A 16,581-nucleotide genomic window follows, 5' to 3' on the forward strand; every position below is an offset into this window, starting at 1 on the left:
TCACACCCCCGAGGACCTCCGGCAGGTCGCCGCGAAACTCAACCGCCGGCCCCGGCCCACCCTGAACCTGGAAACCCCAGCCAACCGGCTGAACCAGCTGCTGCACGCAGCCTAACCCCCTGCGTTGCTCCCACTGATTGACTTTGCCCCCTCGGAATGGGCCGTAGGTGACCCCGCGTTTGCCGTTGGAAGGGGCTACTTCTGTAGCACCGGGCTCGGGGACATCTCCGCGGCCTGGCGCAGGGCCTCAATCATGCTGCGAACGTCCACAATGCCCTTGCCCGCGATGTCGAAGGCCGTGCCGTGGTCCACAGAGGTGCGGATCACCGGTAGGCCCACCGTGATGTTGACGCCGGCCTCGATGCCGAGGACCTTCACCGGGCCGTGGCCCTGGTCGTGGTACATCGCCACGATGAGGTCGAAGTCGCCGCGGCCGGCCAGGAAGAACGCGGTGTCCGCCGGGAGCGGGCCGCGGGCGTCGATGCCGTCGGCCTGCAGCTTCTCGATGGCCGGGGTGATCTTCTCCGCTTCCTCGCCGTAACCGAACAGGCCGTTCTCCCCCGCGTGGGGGTTGATGGCGCAGACGCCGATCTTGGGGTTGGCGATGCCGGCGCGCTGCATGGCGCTGTAGCCGCGACGGACGGTCCGTTCCACCAGACCGGGCTCGATCTTGTTGATCGCATCGATCAGGCCGATGTGCGTGGTGACGTGGATGACCTTGACCTTGGGCGTGGAGAGCATCATGGACACTTCCTCAATCCCCATGAAGTGCGCCAGCAGCTCCGTGTGGCCCGGGTAGACGTGCCCGGCCTTGTGCAGCGCGGCCTTGTTCAGCGGCGCAGTGCAGATCCCCTGCACCTCACCCTTCATCCCGAGCTCGCAGGCGATCCGGATGTAGTGGTAGGCGGCATTGCCGGCCTCCGCGGATTCCACACCCCACGGCAGGTCGTGCGAGAGCAGCTTAGGATCAATCACGTTGATGCGGCCCGGTTCGAACACGGCCTCGGCCACATCCTGGATCTCCACTATGTCGGCCTGGACGCCCAGCGCCTTCACACCCAGTTCCAGCCGGTACACGTCGCCAATGACGATCGGCCGGCAGTCCCGGTATGCGTTCTCGGCCAGCAGCGCGCCTACCGTCACTTCGGGTCCGACGCCGGCGCCGTCGCCCATGGTGACGGCGATGACGGGGCGGGCGTCCTGTGCTGTTGCCTTCAAATCGGTGGCATTCAACTCGGCTGCTTTCAAGACTGAATTCATGGTTTCTCCAGATTTTGCGGAAGGGTCGAGTGGTTCTTGGCGTGCAGTGCCGGCCGATTCACTGGCCCGGCGGCTTTGGATCGAGCGGTAGAGCTGCAGCAGGGCCTGGTCGTCGCCGAAGCTGCCGGGCTTGGTGCCCACCAGCCCGCCGTCGTCGGCGAGGCTGACCACCGCGCCGTGCTGTTCGGCGCCGAGCGGTTCCAGCGCCCGGATGCCGAGGCGGTCCAGCACCTCCCGGGCGGTCTCGCCGCCGGTCAGGATCAGATCGGGAACGACGACGGCGGATCCCGACTGCGGGACGACGGCGGCGGACACGAAATCCGCCAGGTCGCGGACGATCGCGCCGGCTTCGCGGGGATCCACGCGGTCCGCGGTGACGGTCACGACCACCAGTTCGCCGGCGGCCAGCGCCGCACGGACAAGCTGTAGCTTCAGGGCCGTCCCGGGCTGGCGAAGTTCTTCCGGGCTCAGCCCGACGAGCTTGAATCCGCCTTCCTGCAGCTCGCGCAGTTGCCTGCGTGCGGCCTCGGACGCGGAACCGACGACGGCGAGCACCGGCCGCGCGGCACTGCTGTCAGTGGGGTCCGAGGTACTTCCGTCCCCGGCGCCCTGCGCGATTCGCGCAGGGACTGGGTTTTTTGTGTCCGCCGCAGCGCCCGCCCCGGGTCGTAGAGTCTGTGCGAGCCGGGCAGCGATACCGCCCGTACCCACCAGGACGATTCTGCGATCGTCGGCGGAGTAGTCCAACTGCGCCAGGGCGTCGACCACGGCTTCCAGATCCGCCTCGGTTTCGCCATCGACTACCACGGTCTTGGCACCGTCACCTGAGAACAACTGCAGGAGCCGTTCGGCTAAGTTCGGCGAGCGCACTTCAGCGAGATCCAGCCCCTGCCCGGAACTTCCCGCCAGCACGTCCGCCACCCGGGACGGCGGCGCAGCCGCCTCCGCGTGCCAGAGTCCGGTTTCGGCCAGCGGAACGCCGTCAGCGTAGGGACGTCCGTCCACTACGGTGCGCCGCAGCTGCGGGAGGGCTCCGGCAATCAGCACGTGGTAGCCGAGGTCCGTCAGGGCCGCCACTTCGGCGCCCACGTTCCCACGCCACAGCGAATCGCTCTTCTTGAACAGCACGGGTGTCCGCGCCGCGTCCTGGGCTGCAAAGACCCTGGCCACGGCGCTTGCAGCCTCCTCCGCAGAGGATGACCTCGAGTGCGTGTCAACAACAATCACGTCGGAAGTCGCGGAAGATGGTTCGAGCAGGATCCGTGTGTCGAATCCCTGCCGGGCAAAACACTCCCCTACTTCAGCGGCGCCGGAAAAGTCATCGGCCTGTATGAGCACTGTTGCCATGTCCCCTCCTCCCTTGGATCGAACTGGTCATTGAGCTGGTGAAGCAACTGCCACTTGGACTGGATAGCGAGCCAGCAAATGAGCTGGCAATGAAGCTGGTGATCGAGCTCTTCATCAAGCTGTCGATGTCCTCATCATGACACAACTGCGCGAATCGCGCTAGAACTGTTGCGCGAATCGCGCAAACGTGGCAAGGTGATCCATGTAACACGGCGCAGGCCATCCGGTCCCCAGCCGTCCCCCGTTCTACCGAGAGGTCAACGATGACCGTTCTTCCTCAAGGAAGTGAGATTTCCCGGCGCCGCCTGCTGCAATTCGGCGCATTCGCCGGACTTCTCCTGGGCACAGGCAGCGTCGCCGGATGCGCCGGCCCCACCGGCCTGCCGGGCCCCAGCACCCTGACCCTGGCGCTCAACCGGTCCCTGGTCAGTCTGGACAACAAACTCAACCAGTTCGACGCCGCCGTCACGGTCCAGCGCGCCGTACGCCAGGGTCTCACAGCAATCGGCCCCGAAACCAAGCCCGTCCTGGTCCTGGCCGAAAGCTTCAAAATGACCTCGCCCACGGTATGGACCGTCCGGCTCCGCGAGGGCGTCAAGTACTCTGACGGCACGCCGCTGAAGATCGAGGACGTCGCCACGGCCCTCAAGATGTACCAGCAGGTCCAGGGCTCCTTCGTTGCCGGCTTCTTCCCCGAGTTCCCCACCGTGGTGCCGGTTGATGACCGTACGTTCCGGATGGAATCCAAGAAGCCCATCCCCATCCTGGACTCACTCATGAGCATGATCCTGATCAGCCCCGCGGCCAAGAACAAGCCCGAAGAACTGCAGGACGGCGTGGGCACCGGCCCGTACGTCGTGACCAAGTTCAACCGAGGCGCCGGCACCTACAGCCTCCGCCGCAACGAGAACTACTGGGGCCCCGCACCGGCGGTGGACACCGTCGAGGTACGGTTCCTGCCGGAGGAATCCAGCCGCGTCATTGCGCTGCGCAGCGGCGAGGTGGACGTCATCGACTCCATCACGCCCGACTCGCGCGAACAGCTGGCCGGACTTCCCGGCGTCGTACTTAAAGAGGCATCCAGCCTGCGGCTGAACCAGATCTTCTACAACTTCCGTAAACCGGCCGGGCACCCGCTGGCCGACGCCCGGGTCCGCGAGGCCCTCAGCTGGGCCATCAACGGCGAAGCCCTGGTCAAGGACGTGCTGGTGAACTCCGTCAGCCAGGCCGAGGGCGTCACCCCGTCCAGCCTGACCGGCTTCGCCAAGACCGGCACCTACACCTACGATCCCGAGAAGGCCAAGGCAACCCTGAAGAGCCTGGGCGTCAACGACCTCAGCCTGAAGATCATCTGGGAAACCGGCGAATTCGCGTCCGACACCTCCGTCATGGAGGCCCTGGTAGAGATGTTCGGCAACATCGGAGTCAAGGCCCAGCTCCAGCAGTTCGAGGCCGGCGGCAACATCTCGGCCTGGCGCCAAGGCAAGGAAGGCGACTGGGACCTGCTGGGCAACGGTTTCAGCAGCCCCACCGGCCTGGCCATCACCATGATGCAGGGTATGTACGCCGGCACCGCGGAGAAGGAAAAGACCCGCGACACCTACCAGGGGTACGTGGTGCCCGAGGTGCAGGCCAAGATCCAGGCCGCCGCTACCGAGGTGGACCCCGTGCGCCGGCAGCAACTGCTCGCAGTGGCCCAGAAGGCCATCTGGGAGACCTGGCCCTGCGCCTGGGCGTTCGTGCCCAAGTCCGTACTGGCCCACCGGGAGCGCGTGGGTGGCCTCTCGTTGGCGCCCACCAACTCCTACCCGCTTGCTGACGTCCGGCTGGAGGCCTAGACCATGACGACTTACATCCTCAAGAGGCTCGGACAGGGCCTGCTGACCGTGTTCCTCACTGTCTCCACCGTGTTCGTCCTGATCCGGATGGCCCCGGGCGACCCAGCCGTGGCCTACGCCGGACCGCTGGCCACCACCGAGCAGCTCGCCAAGGTCCGGGAGCAGTTCGGCCTGGACCTGCCCCTGATCGAGCAATACTGGATCTTCCTGCAGCAGCTGTTCACCGGCAACCTCGGCATGTCCTACTCCTTCCAGGCCCCGGCCATGCAGGTGGTCTTGGAACGGATGCCGTACACGCTGACCCTGGCCACGGCCTCGATCCTGCTCACCGCAGTAGTCGCCATCCCGCTGGGCGTCTGGATGTCCCGCCGCCCGGACACCAAGAAGGAATTCGGCGTCAACGTCCTGACCATCGCCGGGCAGTCCATGCCGGACTTCTGGACCGGCATCATGCTGCTCACGGTCTTCGCCGTCATCATCCCGATTTTTCCGGCCTCGGGCTTCGCCACCTGGGGTGGTCTGGTCCTGCCGACGGTCACCATCGCCATCCTGCAGATCGCCCTGATCTCGCGGATGGTCCGGCGCGAAATGACAACGAACTTCGCCGCACCCTACCTGACCGTGGCCCGCTCCCGCGGCGTCCGGAACTCCTTCCTGACCTGGCGCTACGCCATGGGCAACTCGGCCATCCCGGTCTTCACTGCCTTGGGCACCCGCTTCGCGGCCATGCTCAACGGCGTGGTGGTAGTGGAAGTGGTCTTCGCGTGGCCCGGCGTCGGCTCCCTGATCGTCCGCGCACTCGAAACCCGCGACTACCCGCTGATCCAGGCCACGGTCCTCCTCACTGCGCTGCTCGCGGTTGCCGTCCAGCTGGTCATCGACCTCGCCTACCCACTGCTTGATCCCCGCGTTCGTCTTGGAAAGGCGGCCACAGCATGAGCCTCAGCGATACCGCAGCTCCTTCCGCAGAAACCCCAACAGCCCTGGCAGAACCGCCCGCCCGGAAGCCCTCCCCCAGCGCCGTCACCAAGCAGCTGATCGCCAAGGCCGGCGCCACCCGCCGCCGGATCGCCGCCAAGGTGAAGATCCGCGTCGGCATCGTCTGCACCCTGCTCGTGGCCGTTCCAATCCTGCTGGCCGGGCTCCTGCCGCTGCCCGACCCCAACCACCAGGACCTTGCACAGCGGCTGCTTCACCCGCTGACGGAAGGACACCTGTTCGGCACCGACCAACTGGGCCGCGACCTACTCTCCCGCGTCCTGCACGGCGGCCAGGTCTCGCTCACCATCGGCGTCCTCGCCGTGGTGGTCTCCGGCGTCCTCGGCGTCATCGCCGGCGCGGCCGCCGGGTACTTCGGCGGCAAGCTGGACACCGTGGTCTCCCGCCTGATCGAGGCGCAGATGTCCCTGCCGCTGCTGATGATGCTGCTGCTGGTGGTGGCGCTCTTCGGCCCGTCCATTCCGGTCATCACGTTCGTGATCGCCATTGCCCAATGGCCCGAGGTGGCTCGGCTGACCCGGTCCATGGTGCTGGTAGAGCGCGAGAAGCCCTACGTCTCCGCCGCCCGGATCCTGGGCCTGCACCGCGTGCAGATCCTGATCCAGCACATCATCCCCAACGTCATCAAGCAGGCCACGCTGGTGGTCCTGCTCCTCCTGGCCCAGGCCGTGCTGCTGGAAAGCGCGCTGAGCTTCCTCGGCGCCGGCCCGCAGCGTCCGTTCGCCACGTGGGGGCGCATCATCTCCGACGGCCAGGACTACATCACCACCGCCTGGTGGCTGGTGACCCTGCCGGGCCTGGTGATCGTGCTCATGGTGGTGGGCGTGAACCTGCTGGGCGACGGCCTCCGCGACCGTCCCCGCCGCAAGAAGAAGGGTGCCTGAGATGAACCTGCATGCGAAAACCGCCGAACAGCCGCTGCTGGAAGTCCGCGACTTCCAGGTGGAACTGATCACCGACGCCGGCATTGTCCGCGCCGTGGATTCCGTCAGCTTCACCATCCACCGGGGAGAGACGGTCACCATCATCGGTGAGTCCGGTTCCGGAAAATCGACGACGGCGATGGGCCTCCTCCGGCTCCTGCCGGAGGACCTCGCCGTGATCTCCGGATCGGTCCGGATCGACGGCGTGGATGTGATCGCCGATCCCAAGGCGATCAACAAGGTCCGGGGCAAGACGCTCGCGCTGATTCCGCAGGACCCCATGACGGCGCTGAGCCCGGTGCACTCGATCGGCAACCAGCTCTTTGAAGCCATCCGGATCGCCGGCGCGGCCTCGACCAAGGAGAAGGGCGCCGTCCATGCCCGCGCCGTCCGGCTGCTGGAACAAGTGCACATCCCCACCCCGGATGCGCAGCTAAAGAAATACCCGCACCAGCTCTCCGGCGGCATGCTGCAGCGCGTCCTGATCGCCATCGCGCTGGCCAGCGAACCGCAGCTGCTGGTGGCCGATGAGCCCACGTCCGCCCTGGACGTCACCGTGCAGGCCGGCATCCTGGACCTGCTGCTCGAACTGCAGGAACAGCGCGGCATCGGCATCCTGATGATCACGCACGACCTCGGGGTGGCACGGCTGATCTCGGACCGGATCCACGTCATGAAGGACGGCGCGTTCGTCGAGTCCGGCGAGGTCCAGCAGATCGTCGACAACCCCGCCACCGAGTACACCCGCAAGCTGCTCGCCGCCATCCCCGTCCTGGGCGTGTGGGACGAATCGCCGGCGGCCGGCACCCCCCTGACCATGACCGGAGCCAGCCATGAATAAGCCGTTCCTTTCCGTCGAAAACCTCGTGGTGGACTACCACGTCTCCGGCGGAACCTTCCGGGCCGTGGACGACGTCTCCTTCTCGGTGGAGAAGGGCAAGACGATCGCCGTCGTCGGGGAATCCGGTTGCGGAAAGTCCACCATCGCCAAGGCGCTGATGCGCCTGGTCACGCCGACCAGCGGGCGGATCGAGCTGGACGGAACGGATCTAGCGGCGCTTAGCGAGGCCAAGCTCCGGCCCCTGCGCTCCAAATTCCAGATGGTCTTCCAGGACCCCTACGGTTCCCTCGACCCGCACCTCACGGCGCAGGAAATCGTGGCCGAGCCGCTGAAGCTCCAGGGTGTCCGGTCGCGGAGGGAGAGGCACAAGGCGGCGGCCAGCCTGATCGACCAGGTGGGCCTGCCTGTAGCATCCCTGGACAAGCATCCGTCAGAGTTCTCCGGCGGGCAGCGGCAGCGGATCGGGATTGCCCGGGCGCTGGCGTCCAAGCCGGAACTGCTGGTCTGCGACGAAGCCACGAGCGCACTGGACGTCTCGGTGCAGGCCCAGGTGCTCCGGCTGCTCAAATCCATCCAGGACGAAACCGGCATCACCTACGTCTTCATTTCACACAACCTCGGCGTGGTGCAGGAGATCAGCGATACCGTGATGGTCATGCAGCGCGGAAAGCTTGTGGAGCACGGAACGACGGCGCAGGTGCTGACCGCGCCGCAGGAGGACTACACCCGCCGGCTCCGCCGGGCAGCCCTCGACCCGTCCACCATGACCGGCCTGAAGCCGCGGCACCTGGTCTCATCGCTGGCGCTGAAGACCAGCGCCTGAGCCCGCTGGCCACCCGTCAACGCAACCAAACGTCAATGCAACCGTGAGGAATCAACCAATGAGCATCCAGTCGCAAGGTACGCCAGTGGACGGCCTGAAGCTACCGATCTCCAGGCTCGTCCTGGGCACCATGACGTTCGGCGACACCGCCGATGAGGCCACCGCGGGACGGATGGTGGACGAGGCGCTCGCCGCCGGCATCACCACCATCGACACCGCCAACGCCTACGTCGGCGGAGCCACCGAGGAGATGCTGTCCCGCCTCCTCAAGGACCGCCGGGCCGACGTCGTCCTCGCCTCCAAGGCGGGCATGCCGCACCCGGACCACGGCCAGCACGCCCCGCTGTCCAAGGAGGGGCTGCGCAACAGCGTGGAGGGCAGCCTGCGCCGGCTCGGCACGGACAGCATCGACCTCTTCTACCTGCACCAGCCGGACCGGGCCACCCCGCTGCAGGAAAGCCTGGGCACCGTGGCCGAGCTCGCCGCCGAAGGCAAAATCGGCGCCCTGGGCGTGTCCAACTTCGCCGCCTGGCAGATCGCCGACGTCATCCACGTGGCCCGCGAAGTGGGCGCACCCCGCCCGGTGGTCGCGCAGCAGCTCTACAACCTGGTGGCCCGCCGGGTGGAGGAGGAATATCTCGAATTCGCCGCCACCCACCAGGTCCACACCATGGTCTACAACCCGCTCGGCGGCGGCCTGCTAACCGGCAAGCACAGCTTCGACGCCAAGCCGACCGAGGGACGCTACGGCGACTCCAAGCTGGCCGCCATGTACACCCAGCGGTACTGGGACAAGCAGCTGTTCGAGGCCGTCAACGAACTCTCCCTCATTGCGCAGGAACTTGGCATCAGCCTGGCCGAGCTGTCCCTGCGCTGGCTCGCCTACCGCGACGGCGTCGGCTCCATGCTGCTGGGCGGATCGAAGGTGGAGCAGCTGCAGGCCAACATCGCCGCCGTGGCCAAGGGTCCGCTGCCCGCAGCCGTTTCGGAGGCGTGCGATGCCGTCGGCGCCGGCCTCCGCGGCCCCATGCCCGCCTACAACCGCTGACATACGCAACCACTCCCCCGACTGAATTCCCCGACTGAAGGCAGAAGAGACAACATGACATCGGAACTCGCCACCGAATTCGCCCGCAAAATCCGCACCCGCGAGCAGGCCGTCGGCTACTGGGCCGTCCTGGACGCGCCGGTCGCCACCGAGCGCATCGGCCGGCTCGGCTATGACTACGTGGCGCTGGACGCGCAACACGGGCTGCTGGGCTACTCGGGCGTGCTGAACGGGCTCATGGCAATCGACGCCGGGCACACCGCCGTCGGGATGGTGCGGGTGAAGGGCAACGACTTCACCGCGATCGGCAAGGCGCTCGACGCCGGCGCCGTCGGCGTGATCGTCCCGCTGGTCAACTCCGCGGCAGACGCCGCCGCGGCCGTCGCCGCGGCCAAGTACCCGCCGCTGGGCGGCCGGTCCTACGGCCCCATGCGCTCGGCCCTGCGGATCGGCCCGGTTCCTGCCGACGCCAACGCCGCAACCCTGGTCTTCGCCATGATCGAGACCCCGGAAGGACTGGCCAACGTCAAGGAAATCTGCGCGACGCCGGGACTGGACGGCATCTACGTGGGCCCCTCAGACCTCGCCATCGCCGTGGGCGCCGCGTACCCCGGCGACCCCGCCGTCGAAACCGAGTTCAACGCCGCCCTGGAGACCATCGCCGAGGCCGCCGCCTCTGCCGGCGTCGCCGCGGGCATCCACACCCCGGCCGGTGACGTCGCCGCGCTCCGGCTGCGGCAGGGCTACACGTTCACCACCATCGCCTCCGACCTGACCCACCTGGAGCAGGTTGCCAAGGCCCACCTGACAGCCGCGACGGCAAAGGACTAACCTGTGACTTCAACCGACTCGACCCGCACCCAGGCTCCCAACACTCTTACTGGTGACGCTGCCGCCGCCGCCGGCTACACCACCATCACGCCCGACGGCGAGGTGAAGGAAGCCGGCGGCAGCCTGTACGCGTACCTACCGGCGCCCACCGTGCAGAGCCACGCCGCGAACCTGCTGACGCTCCCGGACGGCCGGCTCGGCTGCGTGTGGTTCGGCGGCACCCAGGAAGGCGTGCCGGACATCTCGATCTGGTTCTCCACCCTGGAGCCCGGCAGCCGCCAGTGGTCGGCCGCCGAGCAGCTGTCCGACGACTCCGCCCGTTCGGAACAGAACCCCATCCTGTTCGCCGCCCCGGACCACCGGCTGTGGCTGCTGTACACCGCGCAGAAGGCGGGCAACCAGGACACCGCCGAGGTCCGCCGCCGCATCTCCCCGGACAGTGGCCGGACCTGGGGCCCGGTGGAGACCCTGTTCCCCGCCAACGCCACCGGGGGCGTGTTCGTCCGGCAAGTGCCCGTGGTGCTGCCGTCTGGCCGGCTGATCATCCCGATCTTCCGCTGCATCACCACCCCCGGCGAGAAGTGGGTGGGCAACAGCGACGACAGCGCGGTCATGATTTCCGACGACGCCGGCGCCACCTGGAGTGAGCATGTCCTGCCGGGCAGCCTGGGCTGCGTCCACATGAACATCCAGCCCGTGGCCGACGGGTCCCTGCTGGCCCTGTTCCGCAGCCGCTGGGCCGACTCGATCTACGAATCCCGGTCCACCGACGGCGGCACCACCTGGAGCGAACCCGTTCCCACCGAGCTGCCGAACAATAACTCCTCCATCCAGTTCGTTGCCCTAGCCGACGGCCGGCTGGCCCTGGTCTACAACCACAGCCGCGCCGAGGCCTCCACCGAGCGGCGGCTTTCGCTCTACGACGAGATCGACGACGACGGCCTGGCCGAGGAACAGGGGCAGATCGCCGAGCCGGTGGTCACCGCGGGATCCCCGGCCGGTTCGTTTGCCGGCGACGGCGGTGAAAAGAAGGCCTTCTGGGGCACGCCGCGGTCCCCGATGACGCTGGCGATCTCCGAGGACTCCGGCCGCAGCTGGCCCATCCGGCGGAACCTGGACGTGGGCGACGGCTACTGCCTGTCCAACAACTCCCGCGACGGCCTGAACCGCGAATACTCCTACCCGTCCATCCACCAGGGCCCGGACGGCGCGCTCAACATCGCCTACACCTACTTCCGGCAGGCCATCAAGTACGTCCGCGTCGACCTTCAGTGGGCCTCCGAAGGAACCAGCACCCCGGGCGGCGACCTCCAGTGAGCAGCACACCGCACGCCGTCGTCACCGGCTGCAGCTCGGGCATCGGCAAAGCCATTGCCGCCCGACTGCTGGCCGACGGCTGGCACGTGACCGGGCTCAGCCGGAGCGAACCCGCGCTCGGGCCGGGCTTCCAGTGGCGGCAGGTGGACCTCTCGGACCCGGCGTCCCTGGCCGCAGGCGTCCAGGACCTGCCTCCAGTGAATGCCTTGGTCCACGCCGCCGGCTTCCAGCGGACCGCCGTCCTGGGCGAGCTGGATCCTGAGGCGCTGGCCGGGATGTTCACCGTCCATGTGGCGGCCGCGAGCACCCTGGCCAACACCCTGGTTCCGCGGATGCCCGACGGCGGCCGGGTGCTCCTGGTGGGCAGCCGGACCTCCACCGGCTCCCCCGGCAAGAGCCAGTACGCGGCCACCAAGGCTGCGCTGCTTGGCCTGGGCCGGACGTGGGCGCAGGAACTGGCACCCCGCGGCATCACGGTGAACGTGCTGTCCCCAGGACCCACGGACACGCCGATGCTCGCCGATCCGGGCCGGTCCGCCACGCCGCCAAACCTGCCCGCGCTGGGCCAACTCGTGGACCCGGAGGACGTGGCGGCACTCGCCGGATTCCTGCTGGGGAACCACGGGAAGTCCATCACGGGACAAAACTATGTGATCTGCGGCGGCGCGTCCCTATGAACGGAAGCACAGTGAACAGATGCGCGCCGGGTCCGAATAGCATGAGGACAACGATGTACCGCTCGGTACAGCTACGGATGCGACAGCAGCCGGTGAAGGAGAGCCAACGATGACTACCGCCAAAGCCAGGCGCGAAGAGATCTACCACCTCGCCGTGACCACGGGCCTGGCGTCCGTGGAAGATTTGTCGCGCCATTTTGCCGTGACCGCCTCCACGATCCGGCGGGACCTTGCCCAGTTGAACGAGCAGGGAAAACTCGCCAGGACCTACGGTGGCGCCGTGGCGCTCGGCGCGCACCCTGAGCCGTCCCTGCGGCAGCGGACCGGCGAGGCGTTCGAACAGAAACAGGCCATCGCCGCCTGGGCGGCTGCCGAAGTCAGGGAGGGTGAAAACATCCTGCTCGACGGCGGCTCGACCGTCGGGGCGATGGCGCATGCCCTCCGGGACAGGGAAAACCTCTCCGTCACCACCCCGGGCATCAACACGCTCCAGGAACTCGCCGACTCGCCCGGCATCCAGGTGGACTGCCTGGGCGGGCGCCTCCGCGGACTCAGCCAGACCTTCGTGGGTCCCATCGCCGAGGCAGCCCTGGAGCGGATGAGTTTCGATCGCGTATTCCTCGGCGCCGACGCCGTCACGGTGGACGCCGGCCTGTGCGAGGCCGACCAGGCCCAGACCCGCCTCAAAGAACTGATGGCACGCCGCGGCAACACCGTTTACGTCCTGGCGGATTCCACCAAGCTGGGCAAGCGCCCGTTCCATGCCTGGGTGCGGCTTCCCGCCCCCTGGATCCTGGTCACGGACAACCGCGCGGACCCGGATCAGATTGAGCTCTTCCGGCAATCCGGGGTGACGGTCCAGGTCGTTGACGTGGCGCCGGCGCAGGCTGCCTGACGCAACGGCAGACGTAACAACGCCGACGTCGAACGGCTGTCCGCGTTTCCCGAGGGGAACGTGGACAGCCACTGTTGCTGCGCGCGTCGGCTTGGTTCCGCGCGTCGGGCCCTGTTTTTCGTCGCCTAGTTCAGGCGACCGCCACGGCGCCAATCTGCTTCATGAGGCTCAAGTTGTCCGTGGTGCCCCAGTGCTCGGCCACTTTGCCTCCCTCGACACGAATGATGTCAGTGCAGTCGAACTCGACGCTCTTGCCCGTTGGCGGGATGCCGGCCAGTTCCCCACGATGCGTACCCGTGAGAACCACATGGCACGCCTCCAGGTTTCCGGCGGCCACCCTGGGCATGATCTCCTTGACCTTGATGTCCGGGAAAGCCGACCGCATCGTCTTCACGAAGTACTTAACCCCGTCCTTGCCGGGCGGTTGCCCGGGGAGGGCCTCTTCGTGATCCACATAGCTGTCCGCGGCCAGCTCATCAATGAGGTCGAGGTTTCCACTCTCAATGACATCCTTGTAAAACCGCTCAATCAATCCAACATCTCCAGACATTTCCGACTCCTAGTAGACGAGACCGAAATTGGATCCCCCCGGCCTAGTGCCCCGGCCGCACGCGCAGACCACCCCGGAGGGACTCTCCGTTTTTGGTCCCGCAGGTAGGTTTTGAACCCGCGGGCAGGAATCAGCGGTCCGCGCAGAACGCCGAGCAATAGTGTGAAAAAACGAGTGAGGAACGGGCGAAACGCCTCGTTAAGGCAGAAGATATTCCGGGGTTTCGAGGGTGTCAAGATGCGTGCATCAGCGCCCGCTCGAGCCCCCGCCGTCGCCGTACCCGGAGAGCAACGCGGGGTCACCCAAAAGCAACGCGGGGTCACTTAGCGCCCATCCCAGCGGCCCGGATGGGCCGTAAGTGACCCCGCGTTGCGGTGGTTCCTTAGGCGTTGAAGGACTGGGGAGACCAGGTGGCCGGGTTGATCCGGCCCTGGTAGACGGGCAGTTCGATCGCGTCCTCGCCGTCGCGGAACTGAGACCACGGTCGGTTGAGATTTTCGGTGCCGTGGGTCCTGACATGCTCGACGGCGGCAAGGTCTAGTTCAGCCGTGAGCAGCACCGGGGCGTCGTCGCCGGCCTCGGCCAGGGTGTTGCCCTCGGGGTCGACGATGATGCTCAGGCCCTTGCCGGTGGGACCCGCGCAGTTGACGCTGACCACGAAGACCTGGTTGACGATCGCGTTGGCCTTGGCGAGTACCAGTTCCTGGCGGCGGTCCGGGGTGGTGGTCTTGACGACGTTGAGGATGACCTCAGCACCCATCCAGGCGAGCTGGCGTGAGACCTCCGGGAACCACGCGTCGTAGCAGATGTTCAGGCCCACCCGGCCAATACCGGGGAGGTCCACGGTGGTGAACCGGTCGCCGGGGTCGTAAGGCTCGAACGGACGCCAGGGGAAGACCTTCCGGTAATAACCGGCCAGCCCGCCCTCCGGGGACAGGAGCAACTGGGTGTTGAACAACTGGCCTTCCGGGCCGCGCTCGCAGACGCTACCCGGCACCAGCCAGATCCCCAGGTCCGCGGCAAGCTGCCGGAGCTCCTTGACCCGTGGACCGTCCAGCGGCTCGGCAGAGTTCTGCAGCACCTCCGTGCGCTGCTGGTCCGGGCTTTCGTCGCCGAAGAGGTGGAGCTCCGGAAAGACCACCAGCTTGCTGTGCGGCTGGGGGGCGAGGGCGGCTTTGACCTCGTCCGCGAACGCCGAGACGGGTTCGCCGATGAGCCGGGGGCGGGCCTGGGATGCGATGAGGGGAAGGATGCGTTGCATGGTGTTCTCCACGTTGGGGATGTGATTTACACTAAATTAGATCAGAATGATCTAATTATGGGAAGAGGCGAGATTGGGCCGTAAAGTAGCGGATACGAGCCGTCAGTTGGAGGACACCGCCGAGCCTTCGCCCATCGGCGCCGGCAGGTTGGCCGGAATCGACCGGCGCAGCGCCATCGACGCCGTTCGGCTGCGGATCGGCATGGCGATTTCGCTGGGGCTGCTCAAACCGGGCGAGCGCCTGCCCGACCAGGAAGACGTGGCCCTGGGCCTGTCAGTCAGCCCGATTACTGCCCGCCGCGCACTGGCGAGCCTGGCGGAACTGGGCGTGGTGGTCCGCCGCCGCGGCCGGGGCGGCGGAACGTTCGTCGCCGATGAACCCCCGCGCAGCGTCTTGGCGGAACTCGCGGCGTCCCCCGCCGAGTCCCGGGCCGTGAACCGCCTGGTGGACCGGAGGCTGCTCTTCGAATGCGCCGTGACCCACTACGCGGCAGTCAACGCCACGGCCGAACAGTTGGACGACCTGGACCGGCTGACCAAGGACATGGCAGAGTCCACGGACTGGTCCGACTACCACCAGGCGGACGAGCAGTTCCATCAGCTGGTGGGCGCGGCCTCGGGGCTGGGCACCGCCGTCGAGGCGTACCACGAGACCCTGGCGGAGCTCTATGCCTACTTCATTCCCTACCCGATCGAGCTGCTGCATAAATCAAACTGCGACCACGTCGCATTGGTGGCGGCACTGCGTGCCGGCGATGTCCAAGAGGCCGTGGAGGTCTCCCGCAGGCACGTGAACATCCTGCACCAGACCATGTTCATGGGCCTGACGGACGGCGGAGGCTCCCCTACGCCCGAGTGATCAGGCAGGCTTGGCGCATCAGGCGCTGTGGTAGACCTTCAGCGCCGCGCCGTATCCCAAAGGCAATCCGCGCCCGTGAAGCCAGGACATCAGTACCTCGATTACTGCGGCGAGGCTGAGAATCTGGTTAGCCTTGGGCTCCTCGTGGGGCAGGTTTCCGGATTCGTCGGCCCCCGCCCCCATACCAATGCGCCAATTGTGCGTGGTATCTCCGTCGATCTGGGCGACCTCCACCAGATATCCCGAGCCGGTATTGGCAGCCTGCGCGTACCGTCCGGACGGTTGCTCATCCAGGTCTTTCGTCTGAACCGTGAACCAGTCATCCTCCGCGGTGATGCTTTGAGCGATGGCGACGAGTTGATCCGCGGATTCCACGTCATGCCATCCGGTGTAGCTACCGTCCAGTTCGGCCTGCCATTCGAGGGATTCCTCAGATTGAACGCCAAGCATCAATTCAAGCTGTGTGTCGGGCAATGAAAGTGTTTCGAGCATCCCTCGTCCCCTTTCGTGAGCTGTGTACGAGACCATCGTGTCGCGTGGCAGTGACATTTTCGGGTCCACGCGATGAATGTCACAGCCCCTAGGTAGCTTGTGAATGCCGGCGAAGGCCCAACTTGGCCGGTCGACAGAAAGGGTCTCCATGGAAACCCACGTAATGACTTCCGAAATAACCGCCGCGAAGGAGATTGCGACGATCGCCCACCGGTACCAGACGGACAAGATTGGCGTCGCTTACATCGAGCATCCGCGCCGCGTCGCTGCCGGGCTCAAGAAAATGAATGCGGCCCCGTCGCACATCGCTGCGGCCTGGCTGCATGACGTGATTGAGGATTGCGGCGTCACGGCCTCAGACCTGATCGCCGCAGGCATCAGCCGGGACGTCGTGGACGCCGTCGTCCTGCTCACGCGGACCGAATCAAACAAGGGCGACGGGTACTACCTGGAAATCCGCAAGAGCGCTGTTGCGCTCGCAGTGAAGCTGGCGGACATCGCGGACAACATGGATCCGGAGCGGACCGCGCTCTTGTCTGCAGAAAAGCGGGAACGGCTCGCCGCCAAATACGCACATGCCTTGACGATCCTCGACCCCAAATAGGCGAAGTAGCGGCCGG

Annotated in this window: 16 protein-coding genes; 12 read left to right on the plus strand and 4 right to left on the minus strand. The window is 66.7% G+C overall.

The annotated features are described in order from the left end of the window. Positions 1-195: 195 nt before the first annotated feature. The gene (gene pdxA, locus AC1DKQ_RS19180; protein WP_476919858.1) at positions 196-2,607 is read right to left on the minus strand and encodes a 4-hydroxythreonine-4-phosphate dehydrogenase PdxA; all 2,412 of its coding nucleotides are present in this window, start codon (positions 2,605-2,607) and stop codon (positions 196-198) included. Between the two features lie 263 nt (positions 2,608-2,870). On the opposite strand from pdxA, the gene AC1DKQ_RS19185 reads away from it, so the two are divergent. The 10 genes from AC1DKQ_RS19185 (at position 2,871) to AC1DKQ_RS19230 (ending at position 12,799) form a co-directional block, all read left to right on the plus strand. Next, positions 2,871-4,445: an ABC transporter substrate-binding protein gene (locus AC1DKQ_RS19185; RefSeq protein WP_476885942.1), complete on the plus strand. Its 1,575-nt coding sequence runs from the start codon at positions 2,871-2,873 to the stop codon at positions 4,443-4,445. A gap of 3 nt (positions 4,446-4,448) precedes the next feature. Next, the gene (locus AC1DKQ_RS19190; protein ID WP_476885943.1) at positions 4,449-5,384 is read left to right on the plus strand and encodes an ABC transporter permease; all 936 of its coding nucleotides are present in this window, start codon (positions 4,449-4,451) and stop codon (positions 5,382-5,384) included. Further along, a complete protein-coding gene (locus AC1DKQ_RS19195) occupies positions 5,381-6,328 on the plus strand; it encodes an ABC transporter permease (RefSeq protein WP_476919859.1) in 948 nt (315 codons plus the stop codon). Before AC1DKQ_RS19190 ends, AC1DKQ_RS19195 begins: the two co-directional genes overlap by 4 nt. A 1-nt stretch (position 6,329) precedes the next feature. Further along, positions 6,330-7,208, plus strand: coding sequence for an ABC transporter ATP-binding protein (locus tag AC1DKQ_RS19200; RefSeq protein ID WP_476919860.1), 879 nt, complete (start codon positions 6,330-6,332; stop codon positions 7,206-7,208). Next, on the plus strand, positions 7,201-8,031 hold the full coding sequence (locus tag AC1DKQ_RS19205; protein ID WP_476885946.1) for an ATP-binding cassette domain-containing protein: 831 nt from the start codon (positions 7,201-7,203) through the stop codon (positions 8,029-8,031). The genes AC1DKQ_RS19200 and AC1DKQ_RS19205 overlap by 8 nt, the downstream gene beginning before the upstream one ends. A 58-nt stretch (positions 8,032-8,089) precedes the next feature. After that, positions 8,090-9,079, plus strand: a complete 990-nt coding sequence (locus AC1DKQ_RS19210; protein ID WP_476919861.1) for an aldo/keto reductase — start codon at positions 8,090-8,092, stop codon at positions 9,077-9,079. Between the two features lie 54 nt (positions 9,080-9,133). Continuing rightward, a complete protein-coding gene (locus AC1DKQ_RS19215) occupies positions 9,134-9,910 on the plus strand; it encodes an HpcH/HpaI aldolase family protein (protein ID WP_476919862.1) in 777 nt (258 codons plus the stop codon). Between the two features lie 84 nt (positions 9,911-9,994). Next, complete coding sequence (locus AC1DKQ_RS19220) at positions 9,995-11,227, plus strand: sialidase family protein (RefSeq protein ID WP_476919895.1); 1,233 nt, start codon at positions 9,995-9,997, stop codon at positions 11,225-11,227. After that, positions 11,224-11,904, plus strand: a complete 681-nt coding sequence (locus AC1DKQ_RS19225; RefSeq protein WP_476919863.1) for an SDR family NAD(P)-dependent oxidoreductase — start codon at positions 11,224-11,226, stop codon at positions 11,902-11,904. The genes AC1DKQ_RS19220 and AC1DKQ_RS19225 overlap by 4 nt, the downstream gene beginning before the upstream one ends. 109 nt (positions 11,905-12,013) lie before the next feature. Further along, entirely contained in the window at positions 12,014-12,799 is a 786-nt protein-coding gene (locus AC1DKQ_RS19230; RefSeq protein WP_476919864.1) for a DeoR/GlpR family DNA-binding transcription regulator, read from the plus strand. 130 nt (positions 12,800-12,929) lie between these two features. Here the strand turns inward: AC1DKQ_RS19230 and AC1DKQ_RS19235 are convergent, their stop codons facing one another. Together AC1DKQ_RS19235 and AC1DKQ_RS19240 are read right to left on the minus strand one after the other, a co-directional pair. Further along, on the minus strand, positions 12,930-13,349 hold the full coding sequence (locus AC1DKQ_RS19235) for an ester cyclase (RefSeq protein ID WP_476919865.1): 420 nt from the start codon (positions 13,347-13,349) through the stop codon (positions 12,930-12,932). Positions 13,350-13,731: 382 nt separating this feature from the next. Continuing rightward, the gene (locus AC1DKQ_RS19240) at positions 13,732-14,610 is read right to left on the minus strand and encodes a carbon-nitrogen hydrolase family protein (RefSeq protein ID WP_476919866.1); all 879 of its coding nucleotides are present in this window, start codon (positions 14,608-14,610) and stop codon (positions 13,732-13,734) included. A 73-nt stretch (positions 14,611-14,683) separates the two neighbouring features. Here AC1DKQ_RS19240 and AC1DKQ_RS19245 point away from each other — a divergent pair, with 73 nt between their 5' ends. Beyond that, positions 14,684-15,469, plus strand: coding sequence for a FadR/GntR family transcriptional regulator (locus tag AC1DKQ_RS19245; RefSeq protein WP_476919867.1), 786 nt, complete (start codon positions 14,684-14,686; stop codon positions 15,467-15,469). An 18-nt stretch (positions 15,470-15,487) separates the two neighbouring features. Here AC1DKQ_RS19245 and AC1DKQ_RS19250 read toward each other — a convergent pair whose 3' ends face one another. Beyond that, entirely contained in the window at positions 15,488-15,961 is a 474-nt protein-coding gene (locus tag AC1DKQ_RS19250) for a hypothetical protein (protein WP_476919868.1), read from the minus strand. A gap of 163 nt (positions 15,962-16,124) precedes the next feature. Between AC1DKQ_RS19250 and AC1DKQ_RS19255 the strand changes: the two genes are divergently transcribed. Beyond that, on the plus strand, positions 16,125-16,565 hold the full coding sequence (locus AC1DKQ_RS19255) for an HD domain-containing protein (RefSeq protein ID WP_476919869.1): 441 nt from the start codon (positions 16,125-16,127) through the stop codon (positions 16,563-16,565). The last annotated feature ends 16 nt before the right edge of the window (positions 16,566-16,581 follow it).

The organism is Arthrobacter sp. 05L421, assembly GCF_056397785.1.